Annotated in this window: 13 protein-coding genes; 10 read left to right on the top strand and 3 right to left on the bottom strand. The window is 72.6% G+C overall.

The features are described 5' to 3' along the window. Positions 1–218: 218 nt before the first annotated feature. Positions 219–1265, top strand: coding sequence for an LLM class F420-dependent oxidoreductase (locus ACIOJE_RS37000; RefSeq protein WP_400782583.1), 1047 nt, complete (start codon positions 219–221; stop codon positions 1263–1265). Between the two features lie 78 nt (positions 1266–1343). Here ACIOJE_RS37000 and ACIOJE_RS36995 read toward each other — a convergent pair whose 3' ends face one another. Next, on the bottom strand, positions 1344–2327 hold the full coding sequence (locus ACIOJE_RS36995) for a magnesium and cobalt transport protein CorA (protein ID WP_280681842.1): 984 nt from the start codon (positions 2325–2327) through the stop codon (positions 1344–1346). A 181-nt stretch (positions 2328–2508) separates the two neighbouring features. On the opposite strand from ACIOJE_RS36995, the gene ACIOJE_RS36990 reads away from it, so the two are divergent. The 6 genes from ACIOJE_RS36990 to mshC all read left to right on the top strand — a co-directional run bounded on the left by ACIOJE_RS36990 (position 2509) and on the right by mshC (position 8295). Next, complete coding sequence (locus tag ACIOJE_RS36990) at positions 2509–3201, top strand: histidine phosphatase family protein (RefSeq protein WP_280681840.1); 693 nt, start codon at positions 2509–2511, stop codon at positions 3199–3201. Positions 3202–3483: 282 nt separating this feature from the next. Continuing rightward, positions 3484–4056, top strand: a complete 573-nt coding sequence (locus tag ACIOJE_RS36985) for a DUF3090 domain-containing protein (protein WP_280681837.1) — start codon at positions 3484–3486, stop codon at positions 4054–4056. A gap of 68 nt (positions 4057–4124) precedes the next feature. Then, entirely contained in the window at positions 4125–4898 is a 774-nt protein-coding gene (locus ACIOJE_RS36980; RefSeq protein WP_280681888.1) for an SCO1664 family protein, read from the top strand. A 68-nt stretch (positions 4899–4966) separates the two neighbouring features. Next, positions 4967–5884 (top strand): AraC family transcriptional regulator, encoded by a 918-nt coding sequence (locus ACIOJE_RS36975; RefSeq protein ID WP_400782581.1) that lies wholly within the window; start codon positions 4967–4969, stop codon positions 5882–5884. A gap of 143 nt (positions 5885–6027) precedes the next feature. Then, on the top strand, positions 6028–6858 hold the full coding sequence (locus tag ACIOJE_RS36970; protein ID WP_400782579.1) for a carbohydrate-binding protein: 831 nt from the start codon (positions 6028–6030) through the stop codon (positions 6856–6858). A 207-nt stretch (positions 6859–7065) separates the two neighbouring features. After that, complete coding sequence (gene mshC, locus ACIOJE_RS36965; protein WP_280681831.1) at positions 7066–8295, top strand: cysteine--1-D-myo-inosityl 2-amino-2-deoxy-alpha-D-glucopyranoside ligase; 1230 nt, start codon at positions 7066–7068, stop codon at positions 8293–8295. Positions 8296–8391: 96 nt separating this feature from the next. On the opposite strand, the gene ACIOJE_RS36960 is transcribed toward mshC, so the two are convergent. Both ACIOJE_RS36960 and ACIOJE_RS36955 read right to left on the bottom strand, forming a co-directional pair. Continuing rightward, positions 8392–9342: a PAC2 family protein gene (locus ACIOJE_RS36960; RefSeq protein ID WP_280681829.1), complete on the bottom strand. Its 951-nt coding sequence runs from the start codon at positions 9340–9342 to the stop codon at positions 8392–8394. Between the two features lie 320 nt (positions 9343–9662). Then, positions 9663–10754 carry a hypothetical protein gene (locus tag ACIOJE_RS36955; protein WP_280681828.1) on the bottom strand — a complete coding sequence of 364 codons (1092 nt, stop codon included), beginning with the start codon at positions 10752–10754 and terminating at the stop codon, positions 9663–9665. 143 nt (positions 10755–10897) lie between these two features. Between ACIOJE_RS36955 and metH the strand changes: the two genes are divergently transcribed. The 3 genes from metH (at position 10898) to ACIOJE_RS36940 (ending at position 17237) form a co-directional block, all read left to right on the top strand. Next, complete coding sequence (gene metH, locus ACIOJE_RS36950) at positions 10898–14407, top strand: methionine synthase (protein ID WP_400782577.1); 3510 nt, start codon at positions 10898–10900, stop codon at positions 14405–14407. 155 nt (positions 14408–14562) lie between these two features. Further along, positions 14563–15267 carry an HAD family phosphatase gene (locus ACIOJE_RS36945; RefSeq protein ID WP_280681825.1) on the top strand — a complete coding sequence of 235 codons (705 nt, stop codon included), beginning with the start codon at positions 14563–14565 and terminating at the stop codon, positions 15265–15267. A gap of 353 nt (positions 15268–15620) precedes the next feature. Then, positions 15621–17237: an ABC transporter substrate-binding protein gene (locus ACIOJE_RS36940; RefSeq protein WP_280681823.1), complete on the top strand. Its 1617-nt coding sequence runs from the start codon at positions 15621–15623 to the stop codon at positions 17235–17237. Position 17238: the final 1 nt, after the last annotated feature.

The following is a 17238-nucleotide window of genomic DNA, read 5'->3' as shown; positions in this document are numbered from 1 at the left end:
GCGCCGGTAGCCCTGAAAACGCGCAGGTGGGAAGAGCGCTCCCCACGTCGGCTGAGCGTAGCGGCCGGTGCCCGGGCAGGGGTGGCGACCCGCAGAACGATCACCGGCCACCGGGGGCCGGCGGGTGTGACCCGGACCACCACTACCGGTCAGTAGCATGACCGGTGAGTGCGCGGCTACCCTCGCCACCAACCCTCACCGACTGGAAGGTTCGGCACATGCGACTCGGAATCAACCTCGGCTACTGGGGACTCGGCATGGACGCCGACAACATCGCCGTGGCCCAGGAGGCGGACCGGCTCGGCTATGCGGTGTGCTGGGCGGCCGAGGCGTACGGCTCGGACGCGGCGACCGTCCTGAGCTTCGTCGCCGCCAAGACCGAGCGGATCGACGTCGGCTCGGCCATCTTCCAGATCCCCGCCCGCACGCCGGCGATGACCGCGATGACCGCGGCGACCCTGGACACCCTGTCCGGCGGCCGGTTCCGGCTCGGCCTCGGCGTTTCCGGACCGCAGGTCTCCGAGGGCTGGTACGGCGTGAAGTTCGACAAGCCGCTCGCCCGCACCCGCGAGTACGTGGAGATCATCCGCAAGGCGATGTCCCGCGAACGGCTGGTCCACGAGGGTGAGCACTGGACGCTGCCGCTGCCCGGGGGCCCCGGCAAGCCGATCAAGCTCACCGTGCACCCGGTGCGCGAGCACATCCCGCTGTACATCGCCGCGATCGGCCCGAAGAACCTGGAGCAGACCGGCGAGATCGCCGACGGCTGGCTCGGCATCTTCTTCTCGCCCGAGCACGCCGCGCTCTCCCTCGACCCGCTGAAGGCCGGCCGCGCCAAGACCGGGCAGGGCCTGGACGGCTTCGACCTCTGCCCGACCGTCACCATCGCGGTCGGCGAGGACATCAAGGCCGGCGTCGACTCCCAGCGCTCCTACGCCGCGCTGTACATCGGCGGCATGGGCAGCAAGGAGAAGAACTTCTACAACCAGCTCACCCGGCGGATGGGCTACGAGCAGGCCGCCGACGAGATCCAGGAGAAGTACCTGGCCAAGGACTACGCGGGCGCCGCGGCCGCCGTCCCGCACGAGCTGATCGACGCCACCTCGCTGATCGGCGACACCGCCCGGATCGCGGACCGGATGCAGGCCTACGCCGACGCCGGCGTCACCACGCTCACCCTGGCCCCGTCCGGCTTCACCCTGGACGAGCGGATCCAGGCGCTGCGCACGGGCGTCGAGGCGCTGGAGCGCGCCGGCCTGGCGTAGCGGCGCCCGGCGTCACCGGCGAGCAGGTACCCGGTGAACCGGCGCCCGGCGAAGCGGTACCCGGGTCTTCGAGCGGCACTACAGCCAGTCGTGCCGCTTGAACACCCGGTGCAGCACCAGGCAGACCGCCACCATCAGCGACAGCACCGCCGGGTACCCCCAGGGCTGGCGCAGTTCGGGCATGTCGACGAAGTTCATCCCGTACACGCCCGCGATCATCGTCGGCACGGCGGCCAGCGCCGCCCAGGCCGAGATCTTCCGCATGTCGTTGTTCTGCTGCACGCTGACCTGCGCCAGGTTGGCGTTGAGGATGTCGGACAGCAGCCGGTCCATGCCGTCCACCTGGTCGGTCACCCGGGCCAGATGGTCGGCGACGTCCCGCAGGTAGGGCAGGGTCTCCGGGCGGACGTACGGTTCGCCGCCCCGGGCCAGGCGCAGCGCAGGCTCCAGCAGCGGGCCGGTGGCGCGGCGGACGGTCATCACCTGGCGTTTGTAGCCGTAGATCCGGCCGGCGGTGTCGCGACCGACCCGGCCGGGGGCGAAGACGTCCGCCTCCAGTTCGTCCAGGTCGGCCTGCAGCCCGGTGGCCACGTCCACGTAGCCGTCGACGACGGTGTCGAGGACCGAGTGCAGCACCGAGCTCGGCCCGTACCGCAGCAGTTCGGGCTGCTTCTCCAGTCGGGCCCGCAGGCCGGAGAGCGGGGTGTCGGCGCCGTGCCGGACGGTCATCACGAAGTCCGCGCCGAGGAACACCATCACCTCGCCGATGGTCACCGCGTGGGCGCCGGGGTGGTAGCCGAGCGTCTTGAGGGCGACGAACAGGGAGCCCTGGTAGGGCTCGACCTTGGGGCGCTGGTGGGCGCTGACGGCGTCCTCGACGGCGAGCGGGTGCAGGGCGAACTCCCGTCCGACGTGGTGGAGTTCCTCGGCGGTGGGCTCGAACAGGCCTATCCAGACGAAGCCGCCGGGCCCGGCCGCGCGGGCGGCGGCGAGCGCGCCGGCGAGGTCGTCGGGGGCCTCGATCCGGTGGCCGTCGTGGTAGCTGGCACAGTGGACGATCATGCGGGCCATTGTGGCCCGGGACGGGGCGTCCGGTGTGAAGCCGGGCCAGCACGGCTGCGGGACCGGCACCCCCGCCCGCGCCCCACGGTCGGGCCCCGCGCCCGCGCCCCGCGTCCGCGCCCCGCGCCCGCGCCCGCACCCCCGCCCCACGGCTGCGCCCGGAGGCCGTAGGCTAAGCCCCATGCCCACCCTGCTGCTCGTCCGCCACGGCCGCTCGACCGCGAACACCGCCGGAATCCTGGCCGGTTGGACGCCCGGCGTGGACCTCGACGACACCGGGCGCGCGCAGGCCGCCGCGCTGGCCGGCCGGCTCGCCGGGATCCCGCTGGCGGGGGTCGTCAGCAGTCCGCTGGAGCGCTGCCGGCAGACCCTGGAGCCGCTGCTGGCGGCCCGGCCCGAGCTGGGACCGCCGGCCGAGGACGAACGGCTGGGCGAGTGCCACTACGGCGAGTGGACCGGCCGGCCGCTGGCCGAGCTGGCGAAGGAACCGCTCTGGCGCACCGTGCAGGACCACGCGGCCGCCGCGGCCTTCCCGGGTGGGGAGTCGCTGCGCGAGCTGAGCCACCGCACGGTGAGCGCGGTCCGGGAGTGGAACGAGAAGATCGCCGCCGAGCACGGCGAGGACGCGGTCTGGGTGGCCTGCTCGCACGGGGACGTGATCAAGGCGGTGGTGGCCGACGCGCTCGGCCTGCACCTGGACCACTTCCAGCGGATCAGCGTCGAGCCCTGCTCGGTCACCGCGATCCGCTACACCCCGCAGCGGCCCTTCGTGCTGAGGATGGGCGACACCGGCGACCTCGCCTCGCTCGCGCCGCGCACCGGCGCCGCCCCGGCCACCCCGGCCGGCGACGCGGTGGTCGGCGGCACCACCTGAGGCGAACCGCCCGCCGCGGCGGCCCGCCGCCCGAGGCGACCGCCCGCCGACACGACCCGCCGCCCCGAGCCGATCGTCAGGCCCCGCACCACCCGGCGGCACCGCCTGAGCTGGCCGGTGCCAGTCCGGCTCGGCTCCCCGACGGGGGCCCGGAGGTCGTAGGGTGACTAACGAGCCCCGCCGCGTGGCGAGCCCGTGCGCGGGCCGCCGAACGGCAGCCCGAGCCATGACCTCCCAGCGATCCCTGTGATCCCCACGAACGACACGATCCGGAGCGAGAGCGTGCCCCGTCAGGTCTTCTTCTACGACCAGCCCGAACGGTTCGTGGCCGGCACTGTCGGCCAGCCCGGCGCCCGGGCGTTCTACCTGCAGGCCAGCGCCCGGGGCCGGATCACCAGCGTCCTGTTGGAGAAGACCCAGGTGGCGGCGCTCGCCGAGCGGATCGAGGAGGTCCTCGACGAGGCGCTGCGGCGCAGCGGCGGCGACGTCTCCATCCCGGCCGCCGCCCCGCAGGACCTGCTCGACACCGCTCCGCTGGACCTGCCGCTGGAGCAGGAGTTCCGGGTCGGCACCATGGCCCTGGCCTGGGACGGCGTGGACGGCTGCCTGGTGGTCGAGGCGCAGGCGCTGATCGAGGGCGAGGACGACGACGAGGACAGCACCGCGGCGGTCTTCGAGGACGACGACAGCGGCCCGGACATGCTGCGGGTGCGGCTGTCCGGCGCGATGGCCCGGGTGTTCGCCAAGCGGGCCCTGGACCTGGTCGCGGCCGGTCGCAAGCCCTGCCCGTTCTGCAACCTGCCGCTCGACCCGGAGGGCCACCTGTGCCCGCGCGCGAACGGCTACCGGCGCTGAACACCGAGACGCCGCCCCAGGCGGACCCGGCGGCCGCCGCCGCCCTCGCCGCCGACGTGCCCACCGCGCTGGAGCTGCTGCGCGAGGGCGAGTTGACCGTGCACGGCCGCCTCACCGAGGCCTCCAACGCCGCGCTGTACTGCACCGTCACGCACGGCTCGCTGAGCGCGCAGGCCGTCTACAAGCCGGTGGCCGGCGAGCGCCCGCTCTGGGACTTCCCGGACGGCACGCTGGCCGGCCGCGAGGTCGCCGCGTACGAGGTGTCCGCCGCGACCGGCTGGGCGCTGGTCCCGCCCACCGTGCTGCGCGACGGCCCGCACGGGCCCGGCATGGTGCAGCTGTGGGTCGAGCCGGACCACGAGGCCGAGCCGCTGCTGGCCCTCCAGGACCCGCGCGGCCCCGAGGAGGGCTGGCTGCCGATCGTGCGGGCCGAGGTCGGCGAGGGCCGCACCGCGCTGCTGGTGCACCACGACGACCAGCGGTTGCGCCGGCTCGCCGTGCTGGACGCGGTGCTCAACAACGCCGACCGCAAGGGCGGCCACCTGATCCCGGCCGCCGACGGCCGGGTCTACGGCATCGACCACGGCGTCACCTTCAACACCGAGGGCAAGCTGCGCACCCTGCTCTGGGGCTGGGCCGGCGAGCCGCTGCCCGCCGAGGCGCTGGAGGTGCTGGCCCGGCTCGCCGAGCGGCTGGACGGCGAACTGGCCGAGCGCCTCGCCCCGCACCTGACCGCCGCCGAACTGGAGGCGACCCGCGATCGGGTGGCCGGACTTCGCCGTACCGGCCGGCACCCGCTGCCCTCCGAGGACTGGCCCGCGATCCCCTGGCCGCCGGTGTAGCACCGGCGAAGGTAACGGGCCGGTTGATGGTCTGGACCTGTCACGTGAATCGGTCGCACACTGCTCCGATGGACGCGCGACGGACCACCCCCACCCCCCGAACCACGCCGGACCTGCCGTTGCACCGGCTGCAGGCCCTGCTGCCGTTCGCCATCGGCACTTTCGACACGATCGGCCCGCTTTCCCGCGCGGGCTTCCCGCACCGGCACTCGTTCTACGAGATCGTCCACGTCACCGGCGGCCGCGGCGCCCACGTCCTGGACCTGGTCCACCAGCCGTTGGCGCCACCGCAGTTGTGCGTGATCACGCCCGGCCAGGTGCACTACTGGTCGGACGCGGACGAACTCACCGGCCAGGTCGTCCTGTTCGACGAGGACTTCCTGCTCAGGAACCCGCAGGACCTCGCCGCGTTACGTGCGCTGGCGACCCGCCCGGCGCTCGGCCTCGGCGAACGGGCCGGGCCGATCGGCGCGTTGCTCGCCGACATGGAGGACGAGTACCGGGCCGGGCAGCCCGGTTTCCAGGGCGTGCTGCGGGCCAGCCTGCACATCCTGATCATCCGGGCGCTGCGCGCCGCCGAGCGCGCCGACCGGCCGTCACTGCCCGGTCGGCCGACCGAACTGGCCGCCGCCTTCACCCGGTTGATCGCCAGGCCGGGCGGCGTGCGCCACTCGGTGGCCTCCAGTGCGCAGGAACTCGGCGTCTCGCCGGGCCACTTGCAGACCCTGGTCAAGCAGGCCACCGGCCGCACCCCGGGCAGGCTGATCCGCCGCCAGCAGGCCCTGGAGGCCAAACGGTTGCTGGCCTGCACGGATCTGACGATTCGCCAGGTGGCGAAGGAGGCGGGATTCGCCGACCCCGCCTACTTCTGCCGCTTCTTCCGGCGGGAGACCGGGATGACGCCGGGGGAGTTCCGGGCCAGGGTCGACGGAAATCACCACGATCCCCGGATCGCGTCCATCGCGGCGGCTCCGGAAGGCCCGTAACTTTGCTGCTGGCCACCGGTGGCCGGTCCGGCGCACGCGGACGGGTGACCGGCCCGGTCCTTGTCATGCCCCCACCATGGCAAGGGCCGCCTCACCTCCACCCCATCCCGGCTCCGTCACCCCCATCCCAAAGGAGAGGGCGCATGCCCAGCCCCGACGGCATGATCAGCCGAAAGACCGTCCTGAAGGCCGCAGCCATGCTCGGCGCAGCCCCGCTGCTGGTCGGCGGCGGTGTCGCGCTGGCCCGCGAGCAGGCCGGCACCGGCCGACCCCCCGGCTTCACCCCCGAGTGCCACGACGGCGACGACCCCACCATCGAGCAGACCGAGGGCCCCTACTTCAAGCCCGACTCCCCGCTGCGCAGTTCCCTGGTCGACGACGGCCCCGGCACCCGGCTGACCGTCAGCGGCTACGTCTTCGGCCGCGCCTGCCGGCCGATCCCCGGCGTCCTGTTGGACTTCTGGCAGGCCGACGACAACGGCGCCTACGACAACGTCGGCTACACCTTCCGCGGCCACCAGTTCACCGACGCGAACGGCGTCTTCAAGCTGGACACCATCGTCCCCGGCCTCTACCCGGGCCGGACCCGGCACCTCCACGTCAAGCTCCAGGCGCCCAGCCGCCCGGTGATCACCACCCAGCTCTACTTCCCGGGCGAGCCGCGCAACAGCACGGACACCATCTACGACGCCCGGCTGCTGATGAACGTCCGCCAGAACGGCCCGGCCCGCGAAGGCAGCTTCGACTTCGTCCTGGACGTGCCGCAGACCCCGGGCACGCCGAGCCCGACGCCCACCGCCACCCCCACCGGAACGCCCAGCACGCCGCCGAGCGGCAGCTGGAAGGCGGGGACCCCGTACAACGCGGGCGATCGCGTCACCTACTCCGGCGCCTCCTACGCCTGCCTCCAGGCGCACACCGCCCTGGTCGGCTGGGAGCCGCCGAACGTGCCGGCCCTCTGGAAGCGGTCGTAGCGGCTCCGGCCGCGTCCCCCGGGGTGCCGGGCGCCCGGTCGGCGGCAGGGCCGGCCGGGCGCTCACCCGTGCCCGAAGACCTCCGGCGGGCTCGTCGGACCCGCTCTTTATCAGTCGGGAAGCGGTCCGGCAACGACAGGAAGCGAATCCAGTCGATCTTGCGTACTGGTTAGGCTTTCAAATGTTCGCAAGGTTAAAGTCAGTTCCATGCATGCCTGGCCCGCCTCCGAGGTTCCCGCCCTGCCTGGTCAGGGGCTCCCCCTTCGTATCTTCGACACCGCAGCGGGTACGGTCCGGGAGGTCGTGCCGCAGGACGGCACCGCCCGGATCTACGTCTGCGGCATCACCCCTTACGACGCGACCCACATGGGCCACGCCGCCACCTACAACGCCTTCGACCTGGTGCAGCGCGTGTGGAAGGACGCCGGCCACGACGTCCTGTACGTCCAGAACGTCACCGACGTGGACGACCCGCTGCTGGAGCGCGCCGTCGCCACCGGGCAGGACTGGACCGCGCTGGCCGAGCGCGAGACGGCCCTGTTCCGCGAGGACATGACCGCCCTGCGGCTGCTCCCGCCGGCGCACTACATCGGCGCCGTCGAGTCGATCCCGTGGATCGTCCCGCTGGTCCAGAAGCTGCTCGCGAGCGGCGCCGCCTACGAGGTGGACGGCGACATCTACTTCTCGGTCGACTCCGACCCGCACTTCGGTCAGGTCTCCGGCCTCGACCGGGAGGCCATGCGCCCGGTCTTCGCCGAGCGCGGCGGCGACCCGGACCGCCCCGGCAAGCGCCACCCGCTGGACGCCCTGCTCTGGCTCGCCGCCCGCCCGGGCGAGCCCGCCTGGGAGACCGAACTCGGCCACGGCCGCCCCGGCTGGCACATCGAGTGCGTCGCCATCGCGCTGCAGTACCTCGGGATGTCCTTCGACATCCAGGGCGGCGGCAGCGACCTCTCCTTCCCGCACCACGAGATGGGCGCCTCGCACGCCCAGGTGGCCACCGGCACCCACCCGTACGCCAAGGCGTACGTGCACGCCGGCATGGTCGGCCTGGACGGCCACAAGATGTCCAAGTCCCGCGGAAACCTGGTCTTCGTCTCGGCGCTGCGCCGCGACGGCGTCGACCCGGCGGCGATCCGCCTGGCGCTGCTCTCGCGCCACTACCGCGAGAACTGGGAGTGGACCAAGGCGACCCTGGACGAGGCCGTCGAGCGCCTCGCCCGCTGGCGGGCCGCGGTCTCCCGGCCGGACGGCCCGGCCGCCGAGCAACTGCTCGGCGAGGTCCGCACGGCGCTCGCGAACGACCTGGACGCGCCCGCCGCGCTGGCAGCCGTCGACCGCTGGGCGGCCCGGCAGGAGACCGAGGGCGGCCCGGACATCGGCGCGCCCGGCCTGGTCAGCCGCACCGTGGACGCGCTGCTCGGCGTCGCGCTCTGACCGACGGCCGACGGCCGGCAACCGCTCCGAGAGACGCCGAAGGGGCGTCAGGACACCTGGTCCTGACACCCCTTCGGCGTCTCTCGGAGCGTGGGGCTACTCCTCGTCGCCGTCCTGGCTCTCCCGGGCCGCCCCCGGGGCCTCCGGCTCGGCCGGCCGCTCCGCCGTGGCGTGCCCGGACACCGGCTTCTCCCCGGTCGGGCCGACGTTCTCCCGGCGGCGCAGGTAGCGCTCGAACTCGCGGGCGATCGCGTCTCCGGAGGCCTCCGGCAGCTCCGCGGTGTCCTGCGCCTCCTCCAGCTGCTGGACGTACTCGGCCACCTCGCTGTCCTCGGCCGCCAGCTGGTCCACGCCCAGCTGCCAGGCCCGGGCGTCCTCGCCGAGCTCACCCGGCGGGATGCGCAGGTCCAGCAGGTCCTCCAGCTTGTTGACCAGGGCCAGCGTCGCCTTGGGGTTCGGCGGCTGCGCGACGTAGTGCGGCACGGCGGCCCAGAGCGTCACGGCCGGCACCCCGGCATGCGTGCAGGCCTCCTGGAGCACCCCGACGATGCCGGTCGGGCCCTCGTAGCGGCTCTCCTCCAGGTCCAGGCGGCGGGCCAGCTCCGGGTCGGAGGTGACCCCGCTGACCGGCACCGGGCGGCTGTGCGGGGTGTCGCCGAGCAGCGCGCCCAGGATCACCACCAGCTCGATGCCGAGCTCGTGCGCGAAGCCGAGCAGTTCGTTGCAGAACGACCGCCAGCGCATGCTCGGCTCGATGCCGCGCACCAGGACGAGGTCCCGGGTGGTCGGCTCGGTCACCCGGATCACCGAGAGCCGGGTGGTGGGCCAGGTGATCCGGCGGATGCCGCCGTCCAGCCAGACCGTGGGCCGGTTGACCTGGAAGTCGTAGTAGTCCTCCGCGTCCAGGGCGGCGATGACCTTGCCGCCCCAGGTCTCGTCCAGATGCGCCAGAGCCGCGGAGGCGGCGTCGCCCGCGTCGTTCCAGCCCTCGAAAGCGCAGACCATCACCGGGTCGATCAACTCGGGAACATCTTCCAGCTCGATCACCCAGCGTCTCCCTCCGGCCGGCGGTCGGACCGGCGCCGCCTCGGCTGGCCTGCCGGGGCGCCGACGGGTCGGCTGCCGACTGTCGAACCTCTCGTCACCCATGGAACGCCTCGCCCCATGGTCCCTACCTGCCCAGCCTACGGGCTTTGATGCGCACCGCGGCCGGGCACCGGGACAGTCTGGGGGAGCGGACCGCCCCGATCCAGCGGATATCCGGACGGCACGGGCTGACGGTGCGTCAGCCGCCCGGGGCGGGTGCAGACCGTGCCGGAGCGGCCACACAGCGCGAGGGCGCTCCCTCGCCCCGGGGGCCCCGTGGACTAGACCTCCACCCACCCGCGCCGGTACGCCGCCCAGTGCTCCGGGGTGGCGGCGAAGTCCACGTACAGCGCGACGCCGAAGTTCCGCCGCCCGGGGTCCTGACGGCCCAGGCCCAACCGGACGCCCCGGACGGCGGCGGACACGGTCTCGGCGTCACCCCGGTGGCCCCACTTGTCGTCCCAGAAGAACGGCAGCCCGATCAGCAGGTCCACGCCCGCCGGGGTGGCCTCCAGCGCCAGCTCGGTCTGCAGGGCGACGTAGCCGCCGTACAGCGGCTCGGTCGGCATGCTGGTGTCGTACGTCATCACGGCGACCTGGTCGACCCGCCGGGCGGTCTCGGTGAAGTAGGCCTGGTCCCACCACTTGCCGTGGTCGGTGAGCAGGATGCCGGCGGTGTGCAGGCCGGGCACCGGATCGATCTGCGGGGCCGCCACCGAGAGCTTCGCGTCGCGCGCGGCCGTCACCGGGCGGACCTGGTCGAGCAGGGCCAGCCAGCCGGCGCTGCCGGGGCGGATCGGCTCCATGTCGAAGTGCACGCCGTCGAAACCGAGGTCCAGCACCTGCCGGGCGGAGGCGGTGACCCGCTCCCGGGTGGGGGCGTCCTCCAGGTCCAGGGCGTCCTTCTCCGGCTTGACCTCGTCGCCCAGCCAGCCCTGCAGCCGGACGTCCGGCAGCGCCCGGTGCACCGTGTCGGTGAACCAGCGGGCCCTGGGGTGGACGGTCGGCGGCAGTGAGCCGTCGTGTTCCAGCGGGCCGGTGTGCACGTACAGGTCGCGGATGCCGGTGCCGGCCAGCTGCCGCACCAGGGCGGTGACGTCGGCCTCGGTCCTGCGGCCGTCCACCCAGGCGTGGCCGAGCCAGAGCGCGTCCCGGCCGCGGGTGCGGGCCTCGGCGGACGGGTCGCCGGTGTACTGCAAGCGGATCGCGACGAAAGCCGAGCCGAGTGCGGCGGCCGGCACGGCCACCGCGAGGCCCAGCGCCAGCAGCGCCCGGCGCCACCAGGACCAGCTCCGCCAGCGTCTGCGCGCCGCCCGGAACGGGGCCGCCAGGGCCCCCGCCGTGCGCCGTGCGAAGGTCCGGAATCGGGCCACGCGGTTGCTCCCCCCTTGCGCTCGAACGCTCAGGATACGGAATGCCGCCGCAGGCCGGGGCGCGGGCCGGATACGCTGGCCACGTGCGGGCCCGAGTAAGCGGGCCCGCAAAGCCGACAGCCGTCGCACCAGGGAGAAGCCCCATGGCCACTGCAGCCGATCCGTCCATCACTCAGCAGAGCCGCGCGAACGCGCTGCGTGAAGCGCTCGCCACCCGGGTGGTGGTCGCCGACGGTGCGATGGGCACCATGCTCCAGGCACAGGATCCGACGCTGGAGGACTTCCAGAACCTGGAGGGCTGCAACGAGGTCCTCAACGTCACCCGGCCCGACATCGTCCGCTCCGTCCACGAGGCCTACTTCTCGGTGGGCGTGGACTGCGTCGAGACCAACACCTTCGGGGCCAACTTCTCCGCGCTCGGCGAGTACGACATCCCGGAGCGGATCTTCGAGCTGTCCGAGGCCGGCGCCCGGATCGCCCGCGAGGTCGCCGACGCGCACGCCGCCGACGGCCGCACCCGCTGGGTGCTCGGCTCGATCGGCCCCGGCACCAAGCTGCCCACCCTCGGTCACGCCCCGTACGAGACGCTGCGCGACGGCTTCCAGCAGAACGCGGCCGGCCTGATCGCCGGCGGCGCCGACGCGCTGCTGGTCGAGACCAGCCAGGACCTGCTGCAGACCAAGGCCGCCATCCTCGGCTCCAAGCGCGCCCTCGCCGAGGCCGGGCTGGACCTGCCGGTGCTGGTGCAGGTGACGGTGGAGACCACCGGCACCATGCTGCTCGGCTCCGAGATCGGCGCCGCGCTGACGGCCCTGGAGCCGCTCGGTGTCGACTACATCGGCCTCAACTGCGCCACCGGCCCGGCCGAGATGAGCGAGCACCTGCGCTACCTGGCCAAGAACGCGCGGATCGGCCTGTCCTGCATGCCGAACGCGGGCCTGCCGGTGCTCGGCAAGGACGGCGCCCACTACCCGCTCTCCCCGGCCGAACTGGCCGACGCGCATGACGTGTTCACCCGCGAGTACGGCCTCTCGCTGGTCGGCGGCTGCTGCGGCACCACCCCCGAGCACCTGCGCCAGGTGGTCGAGCGGGTGCAGGGCCGCCCGGTCACCCCGCGCACCCCGCAGCCGGAGCCCTCGGCGGCCTCGTTGTACCAGGCGGTGCCGTTCCGCCAGGACACCTCGTACCTGGCGATCGGCGAGCGCACCAACGCCAACGGCTCGAAGAAGTTCCGCGAGTCGATGCTGGCCGGCGACTGGCAGGCCTGCGTGGAGATCGCCCGCGAGCAGATCCGGGACGGCTCCCACCTGCTGGACCTCTGCGTGGACTACGTCGGCCGCGACGGCGTCGCCGACATGAAGGAGATCGCCGGCCGGCTGGCCACCGCCTCCACCCTGCCGATCGTGCTGGACTCCACCGAGCCGCAGGTGCTGCGAGCCGGTCTGGAGGCGCTCGGCGGCCGCGCGGTGCTCAACTCGGTCAACTACGAGGACGGCAACGCCCCGGACTCGCGCTTCGGCCGGATCGCCTCGCTGGCCCGCGAGCACGGCGCCGGCCTGATCGCGCTGACCATCGACGAGGAGGGCCAGGCCCGCACCGCCGGGAAGAAGGTCGAGATCGCCGAGCGGCTGATCGCCGAGCTGACCGCCGACTACGGCGTCGACGAGGGTTCGATCCTGGTCGACTGCCTCACCTTCACCCTGGCCACCGGCCAGGAGGAGTCCCGCCGGGACGGCATCGAGACCATCGAGGCGATCCGCGAGCTCAAGCGCCGCCACCCGGCCGTGCAGACCACGCTGGGCCTGTCCAACATCTCCTTCGGCCTCAACCCGGCCGCCCGCGTGGTGCTGAACTCGGTCTTCCTGCACGAGTGCGTGGAGGCGGGCCTGGACTCGGCGATCGTGCACGCCTCCAAGATCCTGCCGATCTCCCGGATCCCCGAGGACCAGCGCGAGGCCGCCCTCGACCTGGTCTACGACCGCCGCCGGGACGGCTACGACCCGCTGCAGCACCTGCTGGAGCTGTTCGAGGGCGTCTCCTCGGCCTCGGTCAAGGCCTCCAAAGCGGAGGAGCTGGCCGCGCTGCCGCTGGACGAGCGGCTGCAGCGCCGGATCATCGACGGCGAGCGCAACGGCCTGGAGGCCGATCTGGACGAGGCGCTGGCCGGGCGGCCCGCGCTGGAGATCATCAACGACACCCTGCTGTCCGGCATGAAGGTGGTCGGCGAACTGTTCGGCTCCGGCCAGATGCAGCTGCCGTTCGTGCTCCAGTCCGCCGAGGTGATGAAGACCGCGGTGGCCCACCTGGAGCCGTACATGGAGAAGTCCGACAGCGAGGGCAAGGGCACCATCGTGCTGGCCACCGTCAAGGGCGACGTCCACGACATCGGCAAGAACCTGGTGGACATCATCCTGTCCAACAACGGCTACAACGTGGTCAACCTGGGCATCAAGCAGCCGGTCTCGGCGATCCTGGACGCCGCGCAGGAGCACAAGGCGGACGTGATCGGGATGTCCGGCCTGCTGGTGAAGTCCACCGTGATCATGAAGGAGAACCTGGAGGAGCTCAACCAGCGCAAGCTGGCCGCGAGTTACCCGGTGATCCTGGGCGGCGCCGCGCTCACCCGCGCCTACGTCGAGCAGGACCTGCACGAGATCTACGAGGGCGAGGTCCGCTACGCCCGGGACGCCTTCGAGGGCCTGCGGCTGATGGACGCGCTGATCGCCGTCAAGCGCGGGGTGCCCGGCGCGACCCTGCCGGAGCTCAAGCAGCGCCGGCACGCCCGGATCGAGGTGGCGGAGGAGGAGCCGGAGGTCAACCTCGGCCAGATCCGCTCCGACGTCGCCGTCGACAACACCGTGCCCGCTCCGCCGTTCTGGGGCGATCGGATCGTCAAGGGCATCCCGTTCGCCGACTACGCCTCCTGGCTGGACGAGGACGCGCTGTTCAAGGGTCAGTGGGGCCTGAAGGCGGCCCGCAGCGGCGACGGGCCGTCCTACGAGGAGCTGGTGGAGACCGAGGGCCGGCCGCGGCTGCGGGCCTGGCTGGACCGGCTGCAGACCGAGGGCTGGCTGGAGGCGGCCGTGGTCTACGGCTACTACCCGGCCAACTCCAAGGGCGACGACCTGATCGTCTTCCACGAGGACGGCACCGAGCGGACCCGCTTCACCTTCCCCCGCCAGCGGCGCGGTCGCCGGCTCTGCCTGGCCGACTTCTTCCGCCCGGAGGAGTCCGGCATCCGGGACGTGGTGGGCCTTCAGGTGGTCACCATGGGCAACCGGATCTCGGAGGCGGCGAACGAGCTGTTCGCCGGAAACTCCTACCGCGACTACCTGGAGCTGCACGGCCTGTCGGTGCAACTGGCCGAGGCACTGGCCGAGTTCTGGCACGCCCGGGTCCGCTACGAGCTGGGCTTCTCCGGCGAGGACCCGCAGGACGTCAAGGACATGTTCGCGCTCAAGTACCGGGGCGCCCGGTTCTCGCTCGGCTACGGGGCCTGCCCGGAGCTGGAGGACCGCGCCAAGATCGCCGAGCTGCTGAGGCCCGAGCGGATCGGCGTGGTGCTCTCCGAGGAGTTCCAGCTGCACCCGGAGCAGTCCACCGACGCGATCGTGATCCACCACCCGGAGGCGAAGTACTTCAACGCCCGGTAACTCCGGTGCCCTGCTGCGTTCGCTCCTTCCGGGGGGTACGGGCGTATCCTTGATGATCCTGAACGGGCCGGTCCGCTCACCAGCGGGCCGGCCTGTGCCATCCCCAGGGTGCGCTCGGGCGCGCCCCCGGGGGTACCGACGGAAGGACTCCCGCCATGACCACCACCTCCACCGCCACCCGGGTCCTCGACCACGGGGACGGCCGCGGCCTGCAGGCGGTGCTGCTGGACATGGACGGGACACTGGTGGACACCGAGGACTTCTGGTGGCAGGCCGAGGTGACCCTGTTCGCCGAGCTGGGCCACGCGCTGACCGACGAGGACCGGGCCCAGGTGGTCGGCGGCCCGATGACGCGGGTGATCGACTACCTGGTCGGCACCACCGGGGTGGACCTCGCCCCGGCGGACCTGACGGCGCTGATCAACCAGCGCTTCGTCGACCTGCTGGCGGGCGGCGTGCCGCTCATGCCGGGCGCCGAACGCCTCCTCAACACCCTTGCCGCGCACGGGATCCCGGCCGCCCTGGTGTCCGCCTCGCACCGGCACGTGATCGACATCGTGCTGCGTTCACTGGGTGCCCACCACTTCGCCTTCACGGTCGCCGGGGACGAGGTGCCGCGCACCAAGCCGCACCCGGACCCGTACCTGGAGGCGGCCCGCCGGCTGGGTGCGGAGCCGGCCCGCTGCGTGGTGATCGAGGACGCGCCGACCGGGGTGCGGGCGGCCGAGGCGGCCGGCTGCCCGGTGATCGCGGTGCCCTCGGTGGCGCCGATCGAGCCGGCCCAGGGGCGGCTGGTGCTCTCCTCGCTGGAGCAGGTCGATCTTGAACTGCTGCGCTCGCTGGTCACCTCGCGAGTGTGATTGTCATCTCATTGCGAGGGTGGCGTACTCGCCGGTAAGTGGCCCGATCCGGTCGTGGCGGAGGACCGCCCGGGGAGAAAACGGGCATTGCCTGACAACTCGTCGGGTGCGTCGCGATGCCCCCAACGGCCGTGTCCCAAACGTCATCTGCACGGGTACCGGTCGTGCGTGTTCGATATGGCACGCTACTCCAGTTCGTTCCCCTCCCTCGCGCCCTGCCACCGCCGACGACGGGCAACCCCGTCCCGCCCGCGGTCGTACGGGCGCCGGCCCGCGCACGCCTTCGGCACCCCGGAGCGCACTCGACGCGGGCCACCGACCCCGGTCGGACAGTACCCAGAAGGACGCGCCCCGTGAAGACTTCAGCTGAACGCCTGGCAGTACTCGGCTGCGCCGGTCTTGTCGCCGTGACGGCGGCCGGCTGCGGATCCGTCACCGACGCCGTCAAGGGGGAGGGCGGCAAGGCGATCACCATGGGCACCACGCAGCTGACCGGCGTGCTGGACCCGGCCGCCGCCTACGACTCCGGCTCCTGGCTGCTGCTGCGCAACACCTTCCAGTCGCTGCTCGCCTTCCCGGCCGCCTCCAGCGCGCCCTCCCCGGACGCCGCGCAGTCCTGTGAGTTCCCCGGCGGCGACGCCACCCAGTTCCACTGCACCCTGCGGTCCGGCCTGAAGTTCTCCAACGGTCACCCGATGACCGCCGCCGACGTGGTGTTCTCGATCGAGCGCACCAAGAAGATCAACGACGAGAACGGCCCGGCGGCCCTGCTCTCCTCGATCAAGAGCGTCGAGGCCAAGGGCGACACCGAGGTGATCTTCCAGCTGACCGCGCCCGACGCGACCCTGCCGGCCAAGCTGGCCGGTCCGGCCGGCGCCATCGTCGACCACCAGGTCTACCCGGCCGACAAGGTGGCCCCCAACGACAAGCAGGTCGGCTCCGGCCCGTACCGCTTCGACTCGGTCGAGAGCCTGGGCGGCGGCAACGGCACCGCCAAGCAGCTGGGCAAGGTCGTGCTGGTGCCCAACGACAAGTACAGCGGCGAAGCCAAGCTGCGGAACAGCAAGTTCACCGTGCGGTACTTCGACAAGCCCGCCGACCTGAAGACCGCGCTGGACAAGGGCGACGTCGACCTCACCGACAACAGCCTGGAGCCGAACACCGCCGCCCAGATCCACTCCGACCAGCAGGGCGGCAAGACCGACCTGCAGGTCGTCGAGGGCGACAGCAACGACACCCGCTCGCTGGTCTTCAACACCAAGGACCCGGTCGGCGGCAACCTCGCCGTCCGCCAGGCCGCCGCCCAGCTGATCGACCGCAAGGCGCTCGCCCGCGACGTCTTCGCCCGCACCGTCCAGCCGCTGTACTCGATGGTCCCGGCCGGCGTCACCGGCCACACCACCGCCTTCTTCGACCGCTACGGCGACCAGGACGCCGGCAAGGCCAAGAAGATCCTCACCGACGCCAAGGTGCAGACCCCGGTCAAGCTCACCCTCTCCTGGTCGCGCTCGCGCGCCGGCAGTGCCGAGCCCGACATGCTGAAGAAGCAGTTGGAGGCCGGCGGCCTGTTCCAGGTGACGGTCCAGCAGGAGCCGGACTGGGACAAGTACCGGGCGGGCTGGGCCGAGGGCCGCTACCAGGCGTACGTCATCGGCTGGTTCGCCGACTTCCCGGACCCCGACAACTACACCGCCCCGATGCTCGTCGACGGCGGCGCCTACCACCACGGCTGGGACGACCCGCGGATCAGCCAGAAGCTGGTGCCGGACGGCCAGAAGCAGGCCGACCGCAGCGCCGCGGCGGGCGGCTACGCCCAGATCCAGCAGATCGTCGCCGAGAACGCGCCGCTCATCCCGCTGTACCAGAACAAGGCCTTCTTCGCGGCCCGTTCGTCGATCACCGGCGTCGAGTCCACCGTCGACACCACCGGCGTGTTCCGCTTCTGGGAGATCAGCCGCAGCAGCAAGTAGG

The sequence above is a fragment of the Kitasatospora sp. NPDC087861 genome (assembly GCF_044742585.1).
GTDB lineage: Bacteria > Actinomycetota > Actinomycetes > Streptomycetales > Streptomycetaceae > Kitasatospora.
The sequence above is the reverse complement of the archived record's forward strand: the minus strand, read 5'-3'. Positions and strand labels throughout refer to the sequence as shown.

Coding starts and splice junctions, on each gene's coding strand:
- ACIOJE_RS37000 (WP_400782583.1), top strand. CDS start 219: ATGCGACTCGGAATCAACCTCGGCTACTGGGGACTCGGCATGGACGCC.
- ACIOJE_RS36995 (WP_280681842.1), bottom strand. CDS start 2,327: ATGATCGTCCACTGTGCCAGCTACCACGACGGCCACCGGATCGAGGCC.
- ACIOJE_RS36990 (WP_280681840.1), top strand. CDS start 2,509: ATGCCCACCCTGCTGCTCGTCCGCCACGGCCGCTCGACCGCGAACACC.
- ACIOJE_RS36975 (WP_400782581.1), top strand. CDS start 4,967: ATGGACGCGCGACGGACCACCCCCACCCCCCGAACCACGCCGGACCTG.
- ACIOJE_RS36970 (WP_400782579.1), top strand. CDS start 6,028: ATGCCCAGCCCCGACGGCATGATCAGCCGAAAGACCGTCCTGAAGGCC.
- mshC (WP_280681831.1), top strand. CDS start 7,066: ATGCATGCCTGGCCCGCCTCCGAGGTTCCCGCCCTGCCTGGTCAGGGG.
- metH (WP_400782577.1), top strand. CDS start 10,898: ATGGCCACTGCAGCCGATCCGTCCATCACTCAGCAGAGCCGCGCGAAC.
- ACIOJE_RS36945 (WP_280681825.1), top strand. CDS start 14,563: ATGACCACCACCTCCACCGCCACCCGGGTCCTCGACCACGGGGACGGC.